Here is a 21,044-nt window from a genome sequence, read left to right on the forward strand (position 1 = left end):
ATCAGCAGCACCAGCATCACGTCCACGAGGGGCGTGACGTTGATGTCCGCCATCGGACCGCCGCCGCTGTTGGTGCTGAAGGCCATGACCGTCTACCTCACTTCTTGGCGGCCGGCGCCGGCGCCGCCGCCGGACGCGCGCCCGGCATCGCCGCCGCCGGGCTGGACTCGACGCGCGAACCGGTGGCGAAGAAGTCGTGCAGGTCGTGGGCGAACTCGTCGAAGCGGGCGTAGGTCACGCGGTTGGCGCGCACGTAGAAGTTGTACGCCAGCACCGCCGGGATGGCGACCGCCAGACCGATCGCGGTCATGATCAGCGCCTCGCCCACCGGACCGGCGACCGCGTCGATCGACGCCTGGCCGGACGCGCCGATGCCGATCAGGGCGTGGTAGATGCCCCACACGGTGCCGAGCAGGCCGACGAACGGCGCGGCCGAGCCGACCGTCGCCAGCAGGGTCAGGCCGGTCTCGAGGCGCATGCTCTCGCGGGCCACGGCCTGGCGCAGGGCGCGGTCGATGAACTCGGAGCGGTTCAGGGCCTCGACCAGACGGCTGCCCTCGTGGCGCTGGTGGTGCGCCGCGGCGGAAGCGCAGTCCAGGGCGATCTTGGAGAACGGCTCGGACTTCGGCTGCTGCTCCATGAAGCGGACCGCTTCCTGCGCGGACGGCGTGTCCCAGAACTTGCGGATCACCCCATCCATGCGCGAGCGGATCATGGCGTTCGTGAGGAAGTTCCTCACGATGTAGAACCACGACATCACCGACATGATCAGCAGGACCAGGAACACCACGAAGCCCACCCAGTTCTCGCCGTGGATGAAGCTCTGGAACAGATGGTCGAAGCCCATCTGCTGCAGGGCGTGGGCACTGGTGTTGCCGCCCATGCCCGGGACCGGGGCGGCCGTGGCGTCGGGCGGGATGGAACCAGCAGCAGGCTGGGTGGAACTGGCTTCTTGCAGCATAAACGCTACCCTTCGTTAAGCGTGGACTTGGACTCTAGCGCAGCCTTCATTGGCCGAGCGTAAAGTTGACCGGAATTCGTGCATAGCCCTCGACCGGCTGGCCGTTGTGCTTGCCCGGATTGAATCGCCAATTGCGTGCCGCCTCGATGGCGGCACGGTCCAGCTCGCGATAACCGCTGGAACGCTCCACTTTGACTTCCTTGGGCGCACCGTCCACGCCCACCAGGACGAGCAGGATCACCGTTCCCTGATGCTGCTGGCGCAACGCCTCCGGCGGATAGCGCGGCGGATTGCGCTGACGATAGCTCACGTCCTCGCTCGGCGCGATATCCGACGGCGGCGCGGGCGGTGCCGGCGGCGCCGGCGGCGGCGCAGGCGTGGACATCGCCGACTGTTCCTCCACCGGCGGCGGTTGCGGCGGCGGCGGCGTCGGCGGCGGCTTGACCAGTTCCTTGATCTTCGGCGGCGGCTTCTTCGGCGGCTCCGGCGGCGGCGGCGGCGGCGGCGGCGGTGGCGGCGGCGGCTCGATGAACTCCACCTGGACGATGTTGTCCTTCTTCACTTCCTTGGCTTGCGGTGGCGCGGCCGGCGCGGCGATGAGCAGGAACGCGAACGTGTGCAACGCGAAGGCCACGGCCAACGCCCACGTGCGCTTCCAGTTGAACGGCTCGGAGCCGGGGGGGTACATGCTTGTGGCCATCAGTACGAATCAACCACTCTCAAGGGGTACACCTGTTTTCCTTACACGCGCGGACGGCGCAGCCGGGAGCAGCGTCGCGTCCATAACGCATCGGGGAAAGACGTTGACACTACACCAGCCACCGGGGTCTTGTATATAGGCTGAACATCGGCCCGGGGCGGTGGCCGCCATGTGACCAAAGCTACTTGGCGGCGCCGAGTTTCTTCAGCATGTCGCGGGCCATCGGCGCGGTCTCGGCATCCTCGGCGGCGCGCTTGTAGGCCGCGATCGCCGCGGCCTTGTTCTTCATCTTCAGCTCGGCATTGCCGAGCAGCAGATACGCGGTGCCTTGGCGCTTGACGCCCTTCTGCAGGGCGCGCTGCAAGGCGGCCTTGCCCTCGGCGTACTTCTGCTGGTCCTGGATCAGCACCTGCGCGCGCAGCAGGTCGAGTTCGCCGTCGGGCGCATCCGGCGCGGCCTTGGCGTAGGCGTCCATCGCCTTGGCCGTGTTGCCGGCGATGCGGTAGGTGTCGCCGATCAGCTTGTAGGGCTTGTAGCCCGGCTTGACCACGCCCTTGGCGAGGCCGTCCTCCACCGCCTTGATGCCCTTGGCGGCATAGGCTTCCGCCTGCGACTGGTTGTCGGCGTTCTGCGCCATCACGGCGAACACCTGGCCCATGCGCATGTAGTCGTCCTCGGTGGTGAGGGCGCCCTTGGCCGCGGCCTTCTCCATCAGCGCGCCCATGCGCGCGTACTCGCCGTTGTTCTGGTAGTAGACCAGCGCGTTGTTGAGCTGGGTGGTCTTGGTGGGATCCTTGCTGAGGGCGGCGTCGACCATCTTGTCCATCTGGTCGTACTGCTTGGTCTCGCCGTAGCTGGCCAGCAGCAGCTGGTCCCAGGAGTCCTTGCTCTCTCCGTTGTTGAGGGCGATGGCCTTGTTCAGCGCGGCGATCGCTTCCGGATACTTCTCCAGCCGGTAGTCGATGTTGCCCTCGATGGCGTAGGAATCCGCCGTTTCGCGCTTGCCCTGCTCGCGCCAGACCTTGAGCTGTTCGCCGGCCTGCTGGTACTGCTCGTCGGCCATGTAGGCGGCGACCAGGTTCAGCATCGAACCGAAGTAGCTGTCGTTCGGCAGCGAGTTGAGGTCGAGCAGCTGCTTGTACAGGGCGATCGCGCCCTTGTAGTCGCCGGCGTTGTACTTGATGTTGGCGAGCACCTGCAGGGCGACGCCCTTGGCGTACTTGCTGCTGCTGGTGTCGAGGATCTTCTGCGCGGCTTCCTGCGCCTTGGCGTCGTCGCCGGCATTGCTGGCGTCGATCGCGGCCTGCAGCGCCTTCTGGTCGCGCTCGCGCAGATCGTTCTTCGGCTCGCTGCGCGTGGCGTTGGGGTAGTCCGTCTGCTTGCTCTCCTTGGCCGCGGCGATACCGCCGGTGAGCAGCAGCGCCAGCATCGTGGCGGCGAGCAGGCGGGCGAAACGTCCAAGCATCATGGCGCACCTCGTTGACTGCGCGCCGACCGCGCGCGGGGAGTCGGCGAGAGTAGCGCCCCTTGCGCACGCCGCTCAAGCGGCGGCGCATCATCCCCAGGATCGGGTTCGCGACGAAATGCAAATTTTTGCATGGCCGCGGCGCCGTGCCGACGCGCGGCCGCCGCCTCGCCGGAACGCGGCGGGCGCGGGCCGTGGCGGTTCAGATGTCGAGATTGGCGACCTTGAGCGCGTTGGATTCGATGAATTCGCGGCGCGGCTCGACCACGTCGCCCATCAGCGTCGCGAAGATCTGGTCGGCGGCGACGGCGTCCTCGATGCGCACCTGCAACAGGCGCCGCGTTTCCGGGTTGACCGTGGTCTCCCACAGCTGCTCGGGGTTCATCTCGCCGAGGCCCTTGAAGCGCTGGATGGTGCGGCCCTTCTTCGCCTCCTCCAGCAGCCATTCGCGCGCCTGCGCGAAGCTGGTCACCGCCTGGGCGGCGTTGCCGCGGCGGATCTGCGCGCCCGGCTGCACGAGGTCGTGCAGCGCGCGCGCCGTCTCCAGGATCGGCCGGAACTCGGCGCCGGCGAAGAACGGCTGCGGCAGCACATGGGTCTGCGCGAGACCGTGCTGCAGGCGCTCGATCAGCAGCGCCGGCGGCTGTTCGCCCTGCCCGGCGCGCACGCCGAGCGTGTAGCGCGCGCGGCCGAGGCCGCTGGCGTTCAGGCGTTCGCCGAGGCCGTCGACCCAGCGCTGCAACGCCGACGGGTCCTGCCACAGCGCGGCCTCCAGCGGCGCGTATTCCAGCATCGCCTGCAACGCGCCCGGATCGCAGCGATGGCCGAGACGGGCGACCTGATCCAGCGCCGCCTGGTAGTCGCGCAACAGCTTCTCCAGGCCTTCGCCGCGCACCGCCGGCGTGCCTGCCGCGTAGGCGAGCTCGGCGCCTTCGACGGCATTGGCGATCAGATAGGCGTTCAGCGCCGCGTCGTCCTTGAGGTAGGTCTCCTGCTTGCCCTGCTTGACCTTGTACAGCGGCGGCAGGCCGATGTAGACGTGGCCGCGCTCGATCAGCTCCGGCATCTGCCGGTAGAAGAAGGTCAGCAGCAGGGTGCGGATGTGCGAGCCGTCCACGTCCGCGTCGGTCATGATGATGATGCGGTGGTAACGCAGCTTGTCCGGGTTGTACTCGTCCTTGCCGATGCCGGTGCCGAGCGCGGTGATCAGCGTGCCCACCTCCGCCGACGCCAACATCTTGTCAAATCTGGCTTTTTCGACGTTGAGGATCTTGCCCTTCAGGGGCAGGATGGCCTGATACCGGCGGTTGCGGCCCTGTTTGGCGGAGCCGCCGGCGGAATCGCCCTCGACGATGAACAGCTCGGACAGAGCCGGGTCCTTTTCCTGGCAGTCCGCCAGCTTGCCGGGTAGGCCGGCGATGTCCAGCGCGCCCTTGCGGCGGGTCAGCTCGCGCGCCTTGCGCGCGGCCTCGCGGGCGCGGGCGGCGTCGACCACCTTCTCGGCGATGGCGCGCGCCTCGGCGGGGTTTTCCAGCAGGAACTCCTCGAGCCGGGCGTTGACCACCTGCTCGACGATGCCCTTGACCTCGCTGGAAACCAGCTTGTCCTTGGTCTGCGAGGAGAATTTCGGGTCCGGCACCTTCACCGACAGCACGGCGATCAAACCTTCGCGCATGTCGTCGCCGGACAGCGCCACCTTGGCGCTCTTCGCCAAACCCGATTGCTCGATGTAGGCCGTCAGGGTGCGGGTCAGCGCGGCGCGGAAACCGGTCAGATGGGTGCCGCCGTCGCGCTGCGGGATGTTGTTGGTGAAGCAGAACATCGTTTCCTGGTAGCCGTCGGTCCACTGCATCGCGACTTCGACGGTGACCTGGTCCGCCATGGCGCTGAAGTTGATCACGCTGGGATGCAGCGCGGTCTTCAGTTGCGCCAGGTGCTGCACGAACGAGCGGATGCCGCCGGCGTACTGGAACACGTCGCGCTTGTCGGCGCGCGCGTCGATCAGCTCGATCTTGACCCCGGAATTGAGGAAGGCCAGTTCGCGCAGGCGCTTGGCCAGCACGTCATAGTGGAACTCGACGTTGGAGAAGATCGTCGGGCTGGGCAGGAAACGCACGGTGGTGCCGCGGCGGGTCGACGGGCCGACCTGCTTCAACGAATACAGCGGCTCGCCCAGGCGGTACTCCTGCCGGTACTCGTGGCCGTCGCGGTAGATGGTCAGCCAGAGGTGGTCGGAAAGCGCGTTGACCACGGAGACGCCGACGCCGTGCAGGCCGCCGGACACCTTGTAGGAGTTGTCGTCGAACTTGCCGCCGGCATGCAGCACGGTCATCACCACCTCGGCGGTGGAACGCCCCTCCTCGGGGTGGATGCCGACCGGGATGCCGCGGCCGTTGTCCTCGACGCTGACCGAGCCGTCGTCGTGGATGGTGACGACGACGTGGTCGCAGTAGCCCGCCAGCGCCTCGTCGATCGAGTTGTCGACGACCTCGAACACCATATGGTGCAGGCCGGTGCCGTCATCGGTATCGCCGATGTACATGCCCGGACGCTTGCGGACGGCTTCGAGACCTTTGAGGACCTTGATGCTGCTCGAATCGTAGTGTGCGTTCATGCGGATCCGGCTGGCGGGCGATGGTGGGCGGCGCCAGGGCGCCGCGGCCGCGGGATAACCGGACGATTATACCAGCACACGCCGCGCCGGCTGTTCCACGTGGAACAGCCGGCTCAGCGACGGCGCTCGATCCGCCCCTGTTCCACGTGGAACAAGGCGGCTTCGAGGCCGGCCAGCGCCGGCGGCAGCTCGGTGCCGGTCACCAGCACCTGTGCGGCACCGGCCGTCAGACGCTCCACCACCCGGCGCTGATGGGTCTGATCGAGCTCCGAGGCGAGATCGTCCAGCCCGATCATCGGCCATTCGCCGCGGCGTTCGGCGTGCAGCTCGGCCTGCGCCAGCACACAGGCCAGCGCACAGAGTTTCTCCTGGCCACGCGAGAGGTGTTCGCGGGCGGGCGCTTCCGGAAAGGCCAATGCCCAGTCCGCGCGGTGCGGTCCGGCCGTGGAGTGTCCGCGCGCGTAGTCCTGGCCGCGCCGCTCGGCCAGATGCTCGAGCAGCGCGGCACCCTCCGGCCAGCCGCGCCGGTAGCTCAGCCGTACCGGTCCCAGTTCCGCCAGGAAGGCCTCGGCGGTCCGGCCGATCCAGATCGACAGCGCTTGCAGATAACGCCGGCGGACCGTATCGATGACGGCCGCGACCGCGGCCATCTCCGCCTCCCAGGGTGTCAGCCAGCCGGCGGGCGCCTGTTGCCGCAGCAACGTGTTGCGCTGCCTGAGCGCCCGTTGGTAGCGGCGCCAAGCCGGCAGGAATTCCGGTTCCACGTGGAACACGCCCCAGTCGAGGAAGCCGCGACGCTCCTCGGAGCCGCCTGCGATCAGCGCGTGCGAGCCCGGCTCAAAACACACCACCGCACAATGACGCAACAGATCGCCGACGCTCTCGGGGGGCTCGCCGTCCAACCGTGCCGTCCAGCGCCCGGCCTCCCGCCCCAGCCCCAGCCGGTGGCGGGCGCCGCCCGTCGTCGTCAGCTCGGCATAGACGGAGAACGCGCGCTCGCCCCGCCGCACCAGGACGTCGCGTCCGCCTGCGCGGAACGAACGCCCGTGCGAGAGAAGATAGACGGCTTCCAGCACGCTGGTCTTGCCGGCGCCGTTGGGGCCCAGCAGCAGATTGATGCCCGGCTCCGGCGCCAGTTCGACATGATCGAAGCAGCGCAGGTTCTGCAGGCGCAGCCGCTCGAACCTCACGCCAGCCCTCCCCGGCAACGAAGACGCCGGGCCGGCCCGCGGCCGCACCCGGCGTCACGACATCGCCGAGACATCGCGGTCAGAGCCGCAGCGGCATCACCACGTGGCGGGCGTTCTCGCCCTGCTCGCCCTCCAGCAGGCAACTGGACTGCGCGTCGCGCAGGCACAAGCGCACGCGCTCGCTGCGCAGGGCGCCCAGCGCATCCAGCAGGTAGCTGACATTGAATCCCACCGCGAGATCGCCCACGCCGGTCTCGGCTTCCAGTTCCTCGACCGCCTCTTCCTGCTCGGGGTTGTGCGCCACCAGGCGCAGCTTGCCCGGACTGACCTCGATCTTGACCCCGCGGTACTTCTCGTTGGACAGGATGGCGGCGCGCTGCAGCGCCGCGCGCAGCAACTCGCGGTCGACCAGCACGACCTTGTCGGCGCCGATCGGGATCACCGCCTCGTAATCGGGGAAACGGCCATCGATCAGCTTCGAGGTGAAGGTGACCTCGCCGCGGCGCACGCGCAGGTGATTGCGGCCGAACTCCAACTCCACCTCGCCTTCGCCGGACTCGAACAGGCCGGCCAGCTCCAGCACGCCCTTGCGCGGGATGATGATCTGCCGCCGGGCGCTGCCGCCGGCTTCGCGCCGGGTTTCGGCCAGCGCCAGACGGTGGCCGTCGGTAGCCACGCAGCGCAGCGTGTCCTCGCGCAGGTCGAGCAGCATGCCGTTCAGGTAATAGCGCACGTCCTGGTTGGCCATGGCAAAGGCGGTGCGGTCCATCAGATCCTTCAGCACCGCTTCCGGCAGGCGCACGCGCTCGACCAGCTCGATCTCGTCGATGGTCGGGAACTCGCTGTGCGGCAGGGTGGCCAGGGTGAAGCGGCTGCGGCCGGCGTTCAGCGCGACGCGGTCGCCGTTCATTTTCACCTCGATCGGCGCCCCGTCCGGCAACGCGCGCACGATGTCGAACAGCTTGCGCGCCGGGATGGTCGTCTCTCCGGCCTCGGCGTTGTCGGCGGCCGCGGAAGCGATCATCTCGACCTCGAGGTCGGTGCCGGTGAGCGCGACCCTTCCGCCATCGACCTGAACCAGCAGGTTGGCGAGCACCGGCAGGGTTTGCCGCCGCTCCACGACGCCGATCACCTGCTGCAGCGGCTTGAGCAGAACTTCGCGTTGGATGCTGAATCGCATGACCCCGTTCCTGATCCAATCCTGCTTGTTTATAACTTCATGGCCATAGCGGTGGTGGGCGCTGTGGACACGCGGGATAAGTCAAAAATTTCTTCTACATCAAAGGCATACTGTGACATCGGCGCAGGCCGACGCGGTCGTCTTGCTGTGGGTGCGCTGTGGATAAGTTTTCATCCCCGGCGTTCCTTCCGATTATCCACAGCTTATTGACCGGTGAGTATACGGATCAGCTTTTCCCAGTCCTGGCGCATGCGCACGTCGCTGTCGCTCAGGCTGCGGATGGTGCGGCAGGCGTGCAGCACGGTGGTGTGGTCGCGTCCGCCGAAGGCCTCGCCGATCTCGGGCAGGCTGTGCTCGGTCAGTTCCTTGGCCAGCGCCATCGCCAATTGCCGCGGCCGCGCCACCGATCGCACGCGCCGTTTCGACAGCAGGTCGGACAAGCGCACCTGGTAGTAGTCCGCCACCGCCTTCTGGATGTTGGGAATGGTGACCGCCTGCGCATGCACGCTCAGCAGGTCGCGCAGCGTCTCCTGGGCGAACTCCAGATTGATCGCGCGGCCGAAGAAGTTGGCGCGGGCCGCCAGCGTGTTCAGCGCGCCCTCGAGGTCGCGCACGTTGGAGCGGATGCGCCGCGCCATCAACATCGCCACGTCCTCCGGCACGGCCACGCCCTTGTGCTGCGCCTTGGCCAGCAGGATCGCCGCGCGCGTCTCGAAGTCCGGCGGCTCGATCGCCACCGACAGTCCCCAGCCCAGGCGCGACTTCAGCCGCGGCTCCAGGTTCTCCACCTCCTTCGGGTAGCGGTCGCAGGTCAGGATGATCTGCTGCTTGCCCTCGAACAGGGCGTTGAAGGTGTGGAAGAACTCCTCCTGCGTGGTGTTCTTGCCGGCGAAGAACTGGATGTCGTCGATCAGCAGCGCGTCGACCGAGCGGAAGCGCCGCTTGAATTCGTCCATGTTCTTGGTGCGCAGCGCCTCGATCATCGCGCCGACGAATTGCTCCGAGCGCAGGTACAGCACCTTGGTGCCGGCGTTGCGCTCGCGGATCAGGTTGCCGGCCGCGTGCATCAGGTGGGTCTTGCCGAGGCCGGTGCCGCCATACAGCAGCAGCGGGTTGTAGGCGCGGCCCGGATTCATCGCCACCTGCATCGCCGCGGCCTTGCCGAGCTGGTTCGACTTGCCCTCGACGAAGCTGTCGAAGGTGTAATGGGGATCGAGGTTGTGCTCGAACTCCGGTTCCGCCGCGGCGGCGGGCGCGGGGCGCGCGCCGGCCCGCGGCTTGCGTCCGCCGTCCGCCGTGCCGACCTCGAGCTGCACCTCGACCGCGCGGCCGGCCAGATGCGCCAGCACCGCCTGGATGCGCGCCAGGTACTCGTTGCGCACCACGTCCAGCGTGTAGGCGTTGGGTGCGAACAGCCGCACGCCGTCGTCGGCGTCGCGCGCCTGCAGCGGCAGCAGCCAGGTATGCATGTCCTCGGCGCTGAGTTCGCCTTCCAGGCGTTCCAGACAGCGCCGCCACAGATCGTTCATGGGTCCTCGGGGTCGTGCGGGTACGCGCGTCGGCGCGCCGAGCGAGAGCTTGGAAGCATAGCAGGATGGCATGGCGCCGATGCCGCGCCGCCGCCGCGCGCGCATGCGCGCGGCTTGACCCGCGCCCGGCCGCCACGTATCCTCCCGCGTCTTTTTCCCAGGCCCATTTCCTGGAGGTCCCCCATGAAGCGCACCTATCAGCCCGGCAAGCTCAAGCGCGCCCGCACCCACGGCTTCCGCGCCCGCATGAAGACCGCGGACGGCCGCAAGGTGCTGAGCGCCCGCCGCGCCAAGGGCCGCAAGCGTCTGATCCCGTAACACGCCGATGCACCGGGCCGGCCTGCCGCGCGGCGCGCGGCTTCGCCGCGCCGCCGATTTCGCCGCGCTGCGCTCCGCAGCCGGTCGCCTCAGCAGCCGCTATTTCCAGATCCGCTACCGCGCCGGCGGCGCCGCGCGCGCGCGGCTCGGCCTCGCCGTTTCGAAGCGCGTCTCCAAGCGCGCCGTCGACCGCAACCGCCTGAAGCGCCTGGTGCGCGAGGCGTTCCGCCGCGCGCGGGCCGAACTGCCGCCCGTCGACATGCTGGTGATCGCCCGCGCCGAAGCCGTGACGCAGCCGGGGCCGGCACTGCTGGAGGATCTGGCCCGCCTGTGGACGCGGCTCAAGCCGTTGAAGCCGCCGGAGCCGACCGGCACAATCGCGGACTGATTTTGTCCGCGTCCGCCCCGTATCGCGGGTTTCCCGCACCGCCAGCCGAGCCCATCCCGCGATGAACCAAACGCGTTCGCTCCTCGTCTTTGCGCTGCTCTTCATCGCCTATCTGATCTGGAACCAGTGGCAGGTCGACTACCGCACGCCGCCCGCCACCGCGTCGGCGCCTGCGGCCGGCAGCACCGCCGCGGCGGCGGTTCCCGCGGCGAGCGGCGCGGCCGCCGCCACGCCCGCGCCGCTGGCGCCGGCCGCCGCTTCCGCCGGCACGCCCGCGGAAGCGCACGCGCTGGTCACCGTGACCACCGACGTGCTGCGCCTCGCCATCGACACGCAGGGCGGCAGCCTGGTGCGCGCGGACCTGCTGCACTACCCGGTCAAACCCGAGGACACGCAGCATCCGGTGCGGCTGTTCGACGACAGCGCGGAGCGCTACTTCGTCGCGCAGAGCGGCCTGGTCAGCGCCAACGCGCCGGCGCCCGACCATCGCGCGGTGTTCAAGGCGGAGCAGTCGAGCTACACGCTGGCACCCGGCCAGCAGCAACTGGTGGTGACGCTGACCTGGCAGGACCCGTCGGGCCTGACGGTGAAGAAGCGCTACACCTTCGAGCGCGGCAGCTACGTGATCAGGCTCGCGCAGGAGATCGACAACGGCAGCGCGCAGCCGTGGAGCGGCAACGCCTACCGCCAGCTGGTGCGCGTGCCGCCGCCGGCGCCGCCCAAGCACTTCCTCGAGTTCTACGATCCGGAACGCGTCGCCTACAAGGGCGCGGCCTGGTACGGCCCGGAGAAGAAATTCCAGAAGCTGCCGTTCGACAAGTTCGCCAGCGAACCGCTCGATGCCGAAGTGACAGGCGGCTGGGTGGCGATGCTGCAGCACTACTTCTTCGCCGCCTGGATCCCGGATGCCGGCGAGCGCAGCCGCTTCGGCAGCGCCGAGCTGGACGAGCAGGGCACGCAGCGCTACCTGGTGCGCGCGCTCGGCCCCACCCTCACCGTCGCGCCGGGCGGCAGCGCCGTCAGCCAGGCGCGCCTGTACGTCGGCCCGGAGCTGCAGAGCAGCCTCGACAGCGTCGCGCCCGGCCTGTCGCTGGTGGTCGACTACGGCGTCTTCACCGTGATCGCGCAGCCGCTGCACTGGATCCTGGCGCACCTGCACCAGCTGGTGCAGAACTGGGGCCTCGCCATCATCCTGCTGGTGCTGCTGATCAAGGCCGCGTTCTTCAAGCTCAGCGAGGCGCAGTTCAAGGCCGGCGCGAAGATGCGCAAGCTCTCCCCGCGCATCCAGGCGCTGAAGGAGCGCTACGGCGAAGACAAGCAGAAGATGCAGCAGGCGATGATGGAGCTGTACCAGAAGGAGAAGGTCAACCCGCTGGCGGGCTGCCTGCCGACGCTGGTGCAGATCCCGGTGTTCTTCGCCCTGTACTACGTGCTGATGTTCAGCGTCGAGCTGCGCCAGGCGCCGTTCTTCGGCTGGATCCAGGACCTGTCCGCGCCGGATCCGTACTTCGTGCTGCCGGTGCTGTACACGCTGGTGATGATCGCCACCCAGTACCTGACGCCGACCGTCGGCATGGACCCGACCCAGGCGAAGATCATGAAGGTGATGCCGATCGTGTTCGCGGTGATGTTCGCCTTCTTCCCGGCCGGCCTCACCTTGTACTACGTGGTCAATGGCCTGACCAGCGTGATCCAGCAGTGGTTCATCACGCGGCGCATCGAGGCCGGCGACAAGGCCAGGGCCTGAGCGGCGCGCCGGCGTAAGCTCGCCGCCGTGAGCGCACGCGACACCATCGCCGCCGTCGCCACGCCGCCGGGCGCCGGCGGCGTCGGCGTGCTGCGCGTCTCCGGCCCGGCGGTGCCGGCGCTGGCGCGCGACCTGCTCGGGCGCACGCCGCAGCCGCGCCACGCGCACCTCGCCGCCTTCCGCGACGCCGACGGCGCCGTGCTCGACCGCGGCCTGCTGCTGTACTTCCCCGCCCCGCGCTCCTACACCGGCGAGCACGTGCTGGAGCTGCACGCGCACGGCAGCCCGGTGGTGCTCGACCTGCTGCTGCGCCGCGTCTGCGCGCTGGGCGCGCGGCCGGCGCGCGCCGGCGAGTTCTCCGAGCGCGCCTTCCTCAACGGCAAGCTGGACCTCGCCCAGGCGGAAGCCGTCGCCGACCTGATCGCCGCCGGTTCCGAAGCCGCCGCGCGCGCCGCGCTGCGCTCGCTGGAAGGCGCGTTCTCGACGCGCGTGCAGACGCTGCTGGAGGCCTTGACGCGGCTGCGCGTGCATGTCGAGGCGGCGATCGACTTTCCCGAGGAAGAAATCGACTTCCTCGCCGACCCGGCGATCGCCGCGCAGCTCGAGGCGCTGCGCGCCGACCTCGCCGCGCTGCTGGCCGAGGCGCGCCGCGGCGTGCGGCTGGCCGACGGCCTGCACGTCGCCATCGTCGGCCGTCCCAACGCCGGCAAGTCCAGCCTGCTGAACGCGCTGGCGGCGAGCGAGCGCGCCATCGTCACCGACGTCCCCGGCACCACCCGCGACGTGTTGCGCGAGCGCGTGCAGCTCGACGGCATCGAGCTGACCCTGGCCGACACCGCCGGCCTGCGCGACAGCGGCGACGCGGTCGAGCGCGAAGGCATGCGTCGCGCGCGCGCGGAGCTCGAGCGCGCCGATCTCGCCCTGCTGGTCAGCGACGCCGCTCACGCCGAGGCCGACCTCGCCCTGCTCGCCGCGCTGCCGCCGGAAGTCGCGCGCGTCGTGGTCGTCAACAAGATCGACCTCGACGGCGCCGCGTCGCGCCGCGAGACGCGCGGCCGCGAGGTCTGGCTGTGGCTGTCGGCGCTGACCGGCGCCGGCCTCGACCTGCTGCGCGAGGAGCTGAAGCGCCACGCCGGTCTCGGCGAGGGCGCGGCCGGCGCGTTCAGCGCGCGCACGCGCCACGTGCTGGCGCTGGAGCGCGTCGCCGCGCATCTCGAGGCGGCCGCGCTGACGCTGGCGGCAACCCGCGCCGGCGAGCTGGCCGCCGAGGAGCTGCGTCAGGCGCAGCGCGCGCTCGGCGAGATCACCGGCGAGTTCACCAGCGACGATCTGCTCGGGGCGATCTTCAGCAGCTTCTGCATCGGCAAGTAGCGGTCGCGCGCTCCGTCGCGATGCTCAGCGCCGCGGCGCGGTGCGGCCCAGCGTCCACGACGGCGGATCGCTGGCGGGGAAACTCTGCTGCAGCGTCTCGTCGACGCGGCGCTCGCGGCGGCGCGCGCCGTTCTCCGGGCGCGGGCCCGGCGCCGGACGCGTGCGCACGGGCGCGCCGACGACGCTGCGATGCGGATGGCGGATCTGCAGTTGATGGAGCGGAGACAGGGGCATCACGGTCGACCTCCTGTTGCGGCCGGGGAGACCGCCGCGGCGCGCGCCGCGGCGGTGTGCGTGCGCGCGGGCGGGGCCTGGCGATGATGCGCCCGCGCGCGCCCGGCTGCAAAGGCCGGCGGTGTTGCGCGCCGGCACGCGTTCGGCGCGCCGGCGCGAGCGCAACCGCGGTCCGGCCGCCGTCGCGACGAAGCCTTGCGCCGGCGCGCAACCGCCGGGCGAGAATCGTCCGCAGCAGGGCGCGCCATGCCGCCGGAGCTTGGCGGCGCGGCGCACGGCGCGCTTTAATCGGCGCTTCCGTCCCCGGAGGCTCCGATGCGCACGTTGCTGCTTGCCGCACTGATGACCGTCGCCCTGCCCGCCATGGCGGAAAAACTCACCATCGACCGCATCTTCTCCGACCCCGCGCTCGGCGGCCCGGCGCCGCGCGGTCTGCAGATCTCCCCCGACGGCGCGCGCGTCAGCTTCCTGCGCGGCAAGGCGGAGGACCAGAACCAGCTCGACCTGTGGGAGTACAACCTCGAGGACCGCCGCCTGCGCCTGCTGGTGGACTCGAAGAAGCTGGAGCCGGAGGGCGAGCAGCTTTCCGACGCGGAGAAGGCGCGCCGCGAGCGCGCGCGCACCGCCGCGTTGCACGGCATCCTCGAATACCAGTGGTCGCCGGACGGCAGGAAGCTGCTGTTCCCGCTGAACGGCGAGCTGTACCTGTACGACCTGACCGCGCCCGCCGCCAAGGCGGTGCGCAAGCTGACCCGCGGCGGCGGCTTCGCGCTCGATCCGAAGATCTCGCCGAAGGGTCGCTACGTCTCCTTCGTGCGCGACCAGAACCTGTACGTGATCGACCTCGCCACCGGCACGGAGACGCGCCTCACCCACGACGGCGGCGGCACCGTGCACAACGGCGAAGCCGAGTTCGTCGCCCAGGAGGAGATGCACCGCTCGACCGGCTACTGGTGGGCGCCGGACGACTCCATGATCGCCTTCGAGCGCTACGACGAGGCCGACGTGCCGGTGGTGCGCCGCTTCGAGGTCTACGCCGACCGCACCGACGTGATCGAGCAGCGCTACCCCGCCGCGGGCGATCCCAACGTGCGCGTGCAGCTCGGCCTGATCGCGCCGACCGGCGGCCAGCCGCGCTGGATCGACCTCGGCGACGACCCCGACATCTATCTGGTGCGCGTCGACTGGACGCCGACGGCGAAGTGGCTGAGCTACCAGCGCATGCCGCGCAGCCAGCAGCGGCTCGACCTGCAACTGGTCGACACGACCACGCTGCAGCAGCGCACGCTGCTGAGCGAGAGCAGCCGCACCTGGGTCGACCTGCACGACGATCTGCGCTTCCTCGACGGCCAGCAGGCCTTCGTCTGGGCCAGCGAGCGCAGCGGGCACAAGCACCTCTACCTGTACGGCCTGGACGGCCAGCTGCTGCATCCGCTCAGCCGCGGCGAGTGGGACGTCGACGCCGTGCTCGGCGTCGACGAGAAGGCCGGCCGCGTCTACATCGCCTCCAACAAGGACTTCGTGCCCGACAAGCAGGTCTACGCGCTCAAGCTCGACGGCAGCGCCGCCGACGCGCCGCAGCGCATCAGCGAGCGCGACGGCTGGCACGAAGCGGTGTTCGCCAAGGACGCGGGCTTCTACGTCGACACCTTCAGCGATCCGAAGACGCCGCCGCAGGTGGCCCTGCACAAGGCCGACGGCACCTTCCTCGCCTGGATCGAGCCGAACGCGCTGGACGCCAGGCACCCCTACGCGCCCTACCGCGACAGCCACGTGGTGCCGGAATTCGGCACGCTCGCCGCGGACGACGGGCAGACGTTGTACTACCGCCTGTACAAGCCTGCCGGTTTCGATCCCGCCAAGCGCTATCCGGTGTTCGACTACTTCTACGGCGGCCCGCACGCGCAGCTGGTCACGCGCGGCTGGGTCGATCTGTTCGGCGAATACATGGCGCAGCACGGCTACGTGGTGTTCACGCTGGACAACCGCGGCATGGCGCGCCGCGGCCGCGCGTTCGCCGACGCGATCCGCGGCCAGCTCGGCGCCGTCGAGGTCGCCGACCAGATCGCCGGCATCCGCTGGCTGAAGCAGCAGCCGTGGGTCGATCCCGCGCGCATCGGCACCTTCGGCTGGAGCTACGGCGGCTACCTCAGCCTGATGACGCTGGCCAAGGATTCCGCCGACCTCGCCGGCGGCGTGGCGGTGGCGCCGGTCACCGACTGGCGCCTGTACGACACCTTCTACACCGAACGCTACCTCGGCACGCCGCAGCAGAATCCCGCCGGCTACACGCGCAGCGCCGTGTTCGCCTGGCTGGACGGCCTGACCGCGCCGCTGTTCCTCGCCCACGGCATGGCCGACGACAACGTGCTGTTCGTCAACTCGACGCGGCTGATGGCCGAGCTGCAGCGCCGCGGCACGCCGTTCGAGCTGATGACCTATCCGGGCGGCAAGCACGGCCTGTCCACGCCGGCGATGAAGAAGCACGTCTACCGCGCCATCGCCGCGTTCTTCGACGAAAAGGTGAAGGGCGAATGCGGCGCGCAGTGCGCGGCGGCGACGCCGGCGGCGGCGAAGCCCGAGAAAGCGAAGCCGGCCGCGGCGCCGAAAGCGAAGGCGGCGGCAGCCAAGCCATGACGACCTCGCCGCATGCGTCCACGCCCCGAGCGCGCTCGGGGCGTGGGCAGGGGTGAGGGCGCTTCGGCGCGGTGCGAGGCGAACGCGTGCCGCATCGCCGTGCGCTCAGAACCGCCCGGCGCGATAGTCCTCGATCGCCTGCATGATCTGCTGCGGCGTGTTCATCACGAACGGGCCGTACTTGGCGACCGGCTCGTTGAGCGGCCTGCCGGCGACCAGGATCAGGCGCGCGGCCTCGTCGCCCGCCTGCAGCGCGACGCTCTCGCCGGGGCCGAGCACGCCGAGCTCGTAGTGCGCCAGCGTCTCGCCGCCGATCGTCACGCCCGCGCCCTCGAACACGAAGGCGAAGGCGTTGTGCGCCGCCGGCAGCGGCACCTCGACGCGCGCGTGCGGCTGCAAGGCGAGATCGAGGAACACCGGCTCGGTGGCGACGCCGCCGACCGGGCCGCGCGCGCCGGCCAGCTCGCCGGCGATCACGCGCGCGTGCACGCCGGGTGCGGGGTCGACTTCGGGGATGCGCTCCGGGGCGATGTCCTGGTAGCGCGGCGCGGTCATCTTGTCGCGGGCCGGCAGGTTCACCCACAGCTGGAAGCCGCGCATCTCGCCGTCCTCCTGCTCGGGCATCTCCGAATGCACGATGCCGCGGCCGGCGGTCATCCACTGCACGCTGCCGGGACCGAGCAGGCCGGTGTTGCCCTGGTTGTCGCCGTGGCGCATGCGCCCGGCCAGCATGTAGGTGACGGTCTCGAAGCCGCGGTGCGGATGGTCGGGGAAGCCGCCGATGTAGTCGGCGCCCTTGTTCGAGCCGAACGCGTCCAGCATCAGGAACGGATCGAGCATCTCCAGCGCCGGCTGGCCGATCACGCGCGTCATTTTGACGCCGGCGCCGTCGCTGGTGGGCATGCCGCGCACGCGGCGGACGATGGTGCGGATGGTCATGGCGCCCTCCTCGGGCTACGGAATGCGCCCAAGATGCGGCCGCGGCGGCGCGAAGGGAATAGCGCGGCACGGGATGCAGCGTTCGCGCGGCAATACCCATGGGCGCTTCGGGTGCCGAGAGGCGAGCCCTTCCGGCGAACGCCGCCTGCGGCGGCGTTCGCCTCGCCCCGCGCCGGGGAGCGGGCGACGAGCGTGGCGCCCAAACCGCACCCTGCGCGCAGAGATCGCCGCGCCGACTACGCTCTCCGCGTCCCGCGTCCCGGCCGTCAGTGCACCCACCGTCCGCCGCGCCGTCGCGGCTGCTCGCGGAACACGCTGGCGGAGGCGCCGCCGCCGGCGGTGCGCTCGCGCTCGGTGGGCGGATGCACGCGCCAGTACTGCGCCACCGCGCCGACCGCCTGCGGGATCTGCGCCAGGCATTCCTCGTACTCGGCCTCGCTGAGTTTCTCGAAGTCGGCGTCGCCGGACAGCACGCCCTCGTCGACGGCCAGCGCCATGATCGGCGTCAGCAGCTCCATCAGCTCGGGATCCTCGCCCAGGCGCGACTCCCAGATCGGCGCGCGCAGGTCGATGCCGCGGCTGAAGCCCTCGCACCAGCCGGCGGCGGTCAGCGCGCTGCCGTGCTCGCGATCGACCTCGCCGAGGATCGGCTCGTAGGCGTCCATCTCCAGCTCGGCCGGGATGGAGTCGTTCAGCTTGGCCAGCAGGCCGAGCACGCGCTCGCCCTCCGCCTCGCTGGCGAACGGCGCGTTCAGCACCTCGGGCAGCCACTCGTCCGGCTTGGCCGGCTCGGGCCCGATCGCCAGCGCGGTCAGCAGGCCGTGCACGCCGTCCAGCAGCAGGTCGTCCTCGCCGGCGTGGCCGCGCAGGAAGCGGTCGAGCTCGTCCAGCTCGGCGTCGCCGAGGGATTCCAGCCAGGTGGGGCGTTCGTCGCTCATGCAGCAAGTTCCAGCAGCGCGGGGGCGTGGTCGGAGGGCCGCTCCCACGTGCGTGGCGTGCGGTCGATGGCGGCGGCCTTGAGACTCGGCCTCAGCGCCTCGCTGGCGAGGATCAGGTCGATGCGCAGCCCCATGTTGCGCCGGAACGCGCCCTGGCGGTAGTCCCACCAGCTGTAGTGGCCGGCCCCGTCGACGAACTGGCGGAAGCTGTCGACCAGGCCGAGCGCCAGCAGGCGCTTCAGCGCCTCGCGTTCGGGCGTGGAGCACAGCACCTGCTCGCGCCAGGTCTCGGGGTCGTGCACGTCGCGGTCGTCCGGCGCGATGTTGAAGTCGCCCAGCACGATCAGTCGCGGATGGCGCCGCAGTTCCTCGGCGAGAAAGGCGGTGACCTTCCGCAGCCAGTCCAGCTTGTAGGCGAACTTGTCGCTGCCCACCGCCTGGCCGTTGACCACGTACAGGTTGACGACGCGCAGGTCGCCGACCGTCGCCGCGAGGATGCGCCGCTGCGCGTCGTCGAGGCCGGGGATGTCGGTCAGCACTTCGCGCGGCGCCTGGCGCGCCAGCAGGGCGACGCCGTTGTAGGTCTTCTGCCCGCTGAACGCGCAGCGGTAGCCCAGCGCCTCGACCGCGGCCACCGGAAACCTGCCGTCCTCGAGCTTGGTTTCCTGCAGCGCCAGCACGTCCGGCCGGACGTCGCGGCACCATTGCTCGACGTGCGGCAGGCGCACGCCGAGCGAATTGACGTTCCAGGTGGCGATCTTCATCGGGCTATTGTAGGGCGCGTCATGCGGCCAGACCGTAGCTCTTCAGCAGCGCATCCGCTTGCGGCTGGCGGCCGCGGAACTCGACGAAGCTCTCCAGCGCCGGCCGCGAGCCGCCGACGGCGAGGATGCTGCGGCGGAAGGCGTCGCCGATGGCGCGGTCGAAGGTGCCGTGTTCCTCGAACTTGGCGAATGCGTCCGCCGACAGCACTTCGGCCCACAGGTAGCTGTAGTAGCCGGCCGCGTAGCCGCCGCTGAAGATGTGCGTGAAGGCATGCGCGAAGCGCTGCCAGGCCGGCGGATGCACCACCGCCACCTCGCGGCGCACCTCCTCCAGCAGCTGCTGCACGCGCGCGCCGCGGGCCGGGTCGTATTCGAGGTGCAGGCGGAAGTCGAACAGGGCGAACTCGAGCTGGCGCACCAGGAACAGGCCGGCGTGGAAGTGTCGCGCCGCGTGCATGCGCTCGAACAGCGCCTGCGGCAGCGGCTCGCCGGTCTGCCAATGGCGGGCGAACAGGTCGAGGCTTTCGCGCTGCCAGGCGAAGTTCTCCATGAACTGGCTGGGCAGCTCGACCGCGTCCCACTCGACGCCGTCGATGCCGCCGACCGAAGGCAGGTCGACCTCGGTGAGCATGTGGTGCAGGCCGTGGCCGAACTCGTGGAACAGGGTCAGCACGTCGTCGTGGGTGAGCAGCGCCGGCGCGCCCTCGGTGGGCGGCGCGAAATTGCAGGTGAGGAAGGCGACCGGCGGCTCCAGCGTGTCGCCGTCGCGGAAGCGCGCGCGGCAGACGTCCATCCAGGCGCCGCCGCGCTTGCCGGCGCGGGCGTACAGGTCGACGTAGCAGCCGGCGATGGTGCGGCCGGCGGCGTCGCGCACGTCGTAATAGCGCGCGTCGGGATGCCAGACCTCGACGTCGTCGCGCGGCACCAGGTCGATGCCGAAGACGCGCCGGGCGACGCCGAACAGGCCGTCGATCACCGCCGGCAGCGGGAAGTACGGCTTCAGCGTTTCCTCGTCGAGGTCGTAGCGGCGCTTGCGCAGCTTCTCCGCGGCGTAGGCCAGGTCCCACGGCTCGAGTTCGGTGAGGCCGAGTTCGTCGCGGGCGAATTCGCGCAGCTCCGCCAGCTCGCGTTCGGCCACCGGCTTGGCGCGACGTACCAGGTCGCGCAGGAAATCCAGCACTGCCTGCGGCGACGGCGCCATCTTGGTGGCCAGCGATTCCTCGGCGGCGTTGGCGTAGCCGATCAGCCGCGCGGCCTCGTGGCGCAGGGCGAGGATCTTCTCGATGCGCGCGCTGTTGTCGAACTTGCCGGCGTGCGGGCCCTGGTCGGAGGCGCGCGTCTGGTAGGCCCAGTACACGCGTTCGCGCAGCGCGCGGTCGTCGGCGTAGGTCAGCACCGCCTGCACGCTGGGCTGCTTCAGCGTGACCAGGAAGCCTTCGAGATCGCGCTCCTTGGCGTACTGGCGCAGCACGGCGCGGGCGGACGGCGGGATGCCGGCGAGGTCGCGCTCGTCGGTGACGTGCTCGTGCCAGGCGTCGGTGGCGTCCAGCACGGCGTTGGAGAATTCGGTGGACAGCCGCGCCAGTTCGTTGGCGATCGCCTTGAAACGCGAGCGCGCCGGCTCTTCCAGCGCCACGCCGGCCAGGCGGAAGTCGCGCAGCGCGTGCTCGACCAGGGTGCGCGCGGCGCGCGGCAGCGCGGCGAAGTCGGGCCGCTCCGCCACCGCCTGCACCGCGGCGTACAGCGCGCGGTTCTGGCCGATCTCGGTGCCGAAGTCGGTGATCGCCTCCAGCGCGCGGGCGTAGGCCTCGCGCAGCGCCGGCGAGTCCTGCACCGCGTGCAGATGGCCGACCGGCGCCCAGGCGCGCGCCAGGCGCTGCTCCAGACGCTCCTGCTCCAGCATCACGTGCGCGAAATCGCGCGGCGCGCCCTCGGCGCACAGCGCGTCGACGGCGGCGCGGTAGTCGGCCAGGATGGCGTCGATCGCGGGGCCGACGTGTTCCGGCCGGATCTGCGAAAAGGCCGGCAGTCCGGTTTCGATCAACAGCGGATTGTGGGTATCCATGGGG

The 21,044-nt window shown here is 70.2% G+C and carries 18 protein-coding genes; 5 read left to right on the plus strand and 13 right to left on the minus strand.

Translation table 11 applies throughout. From position 1 onward, the window contains the following. From MBSD_RS00265 to dnaA, 8 genes are all read right to left on the minus strand, one after another. The coding region (locus MBSD_RS00265; RefSeq protein ID WP_425478081.1) for an ExbD/TolR family protein at window positions 1-86 on the minus strand (86 nt) is incomplete at its 3' end. Window positions 87-97: 11 nt separating this feature from the next. Continuing rightward, complete coding sequence (locus tag MBSD_RS00270) at window positions 98-883, minus strand: MotA/TolQ/ExbB proton channel family protein (RefSeq protein ID WP_082306391.1); 786 nt, start codon at window positions 881-883, stop codon at window positions 98-100. 124 nt (window positions 884-1,007) lie between these two features. Further along, window positions 1,008-1,661 carry an energy transducer TonB gene (locus MBSD_RS00275; protein WP_062533964.1) on the minus strand — a complete coding sequence of 218 codons (654 nt, stop codon included), beginning with the start codon at window positions 1,659-1,661 and terminating at the stop codon, window positions 1,008-1,010. Between the two features lie 181 nt (window positions 1,662-1,842). Further along, a complete protein-coding gene (locus MBSD_RS00280; RefSeq protein ID WP_062533966.1) occupies window positions 1,843-3,129 on the minus strand; it encodes a tetratricopeptide repeat protein in 1,287 nt (428 codons plus the stop codon). A 199-nt stretch (window positions 3,130-3,328) separates the two neighbouring features. After that, the gene (gene gyrB / locus MBSD_RS00285; RefSeq protein ID WP_062533968.1) at window positions 3,329-5,740 is read right to left on the minus strand and encodes a DNA topoisomerase (ATP-hydrolyzing) subunit B; all 2,412 of its coding nucleotides are present in this window, start codon (window positions 5,738-5,740) and stop codon (window positions 3,329-3,331) included. A 113-nt stretch (window positions 5,741-5,853) separates the two neighbouring features. Next, window positions 5,854-6,930 carry a DNA replication/repair protein RecF gene (recF, locus tag MBSD_RS00290; RefSeq protein ID WP_062533970.1) on the minus strand — a complete coding sequence of 359 codons (1,077 nt, stop codon included), beginning with the start codon at window positions 6,928-6,930 and terminating at the stop codon, window positions 5,854-5,856. A 79-nt stretch (window positions 6,931-7,009) separates the two neighbouring features. Next, window positions 7,010-8,110, minus strand: coding sequence for a DNA polymerase III subunit beta (gene dnaN / locus MBSD_RS00295; protein ID WP_062533972.1), 1,101 nt, complete (start codon window positions 8,108-8,110; stop codon window positions 7,010-7,012). Window positions 8,111-8,313: 203 nt separating this feature from the next. Then, window positions 8,314-9,639: a chromosomal replication initiator protein DnaA gene (gene dnaA, locus MBSD_RS00300; RefSeq protein ID WP_062533974.1), complete on the minus strand. Its 1,326-nt coding sequence runs from the start codon at window positions 9,637-9,639 to the stop codon at window positions 8,314-8,316. A 183-nt stretch (window positions 9,640-9,822) separates the two neighbouring features. Here dnaA and rpmH point away from each other — a divergent pair, with 183 nt between their 5' ends. From rpmH to mnmE, 4 genes are all read left to right on the plus strand, one after another. Then, complete coding sequence (gene rpmH / locus MBSD_RS00305) at window positions 9,823-9,957, plus strand: 50S ribosomal protein L34 (RefSeq protein WP_062533976.1); 135 nt, start codon at window positions 9,823-9,825, stop codon at window positions 9,955-9,957. A 7-nt stretch (window positions 9,958-9,964) separates the two neighbouring features. Further along, on the plus strand, window positions 9,965-10,345 hold the full coding sequence (rnpA, locus tag MBSD_RS00310; RefSeq protein ID WP_082306392.1) for a ribonuclease P protein component: 381 nt from the start codon (window positions 9,965-9,967) through the stop codon (window positions 10,343-10,345). 61 nt (window positions 10,346-10,406) lie between these two features. Continuing rightward, window positions 10,407-12,092: a membrane protein insertase YidC gene (yidC, locus tag MBSD_RS00315; RefSeq protein ID WP_062533978.1), complete on the plus strand. Its 1,686-nt coding sequence runs from the start codon at window positions 10,407-10,409 to the stop codon at window positions 12,090-12,092. Window positions 12,093-12,119: 27 nt separating this feature from the next. Further along, window positions 12,120-13,463, plus strand: coding sequence for a tRNA uridine-5-carboxymethylaminomethyl(34) synthesis GTPase MnmE (gene mnmE, locus MBSD_RS00320; protein WP_062533980.1), 1,344 nt, complete (start codon window positions 12,120-12,122; stop codon window positions 13,461-13,463). A 24-nt stretch (window positions 13,464-13,487) separates the two neighbouring features. On the opposite strand, the gene MBSD_RS00325 is transcribed toward mnmE, so the two are convergent. Then, window positions 13,488-13,697, minus strand: coding sequence for a hypothetical protein (locus MBSD_RS00325; protein WP_062533982.1), 210 nt, complete (start codon window positions 13,695-13,697; stop codon window positions 13,488-13,490). A 315-nt stretch (window positions 13,698-14,012) separates the two neighbouring features. Here MBSD_RS00325 and MBSD_RS00330 point away from each other — a divergent pair, with 315 nt between their 5' ends. Then, a complete protein-coding gene (locus tag MBSD_RS00330) occupies window positions 14,013-16,334 on the plus strand; it encodes a S9 family peptidase (protein ID WP_062533984.1) in 2,322 nt (773 codons plus the stop codon). Between the two features lie 105 nt (window positions 16,335-16,439). Here MBSD_RS00330 and MBSD_RS00335 read toward each other — a convergent pair whose 3' ends face one another. The 4 genes from MBSD_RS00335 to MBSD_RS00350 form a co-directional block, all read right to left on the minus strand. After that, on the minus strand, window positions 16,440-17,273 hold the full coding sequence (locus MBSD_RS00335; protein ID WP_062533986.1) for a pirin family protein: 834 nt from the start codon (window positions 17,271-17,273) through the stop codon (window positions 16,440-16,442). A 266-nt stretch (window positions 17,274-17,539) separates the two neighbouring features. After that, window positions 17,540-18,211 (minus strand): YecA/YgfB family protein, encoded by a 672-nt coding sequence (locus MBSD_RS00340; RefSeq protein WP_062533988.1) that lies wholly within the window; start codon window positions 18,209-18,211, stop codon window positions 17,540-17,542. Further along, window positions 18,208-18,975 (minus strand): exodeoxyribonuclease III, encoded by a 768-nt coding sequence (gene xth / locus MBSD_RS00345; protein ID WP_062533990.1) that lies wholly within the window; start codon window positions 18,973-18,975, stop codon window positions 18,208-18,210. Before xth ends, MBSD_RS00340 begins: the two co-directional genes overlap by 4 nt. A gap of 19 nt (window positions 18,976-18,994) precedes the next feature. Continuing rightward, window positions 18,995-21,040, minus strand: coding sequence for a M3 family metallopeptidase (locus MBSD_RS00350; protein ID WP_062533992.1), 2,046 nt, complete (start codon window positions 21,038-21,040; stop codon window positions 18,995-18,997). Window positions 21,041-21,044 lie beyond the last annotated feature (4 nt).

The organism is Mizugakiibacter sediminis (genome assembly GCF_000953855.2).
In the GTDB taxonomy this organism is placed as follows: domain Bacteria; phylum Pseudomonadota; class Gammaproteobacteria; order Xanthomonadales; family Rhodanobacteraceae; genus Mizugakiibacter; species Mizugakiibacter sediminis.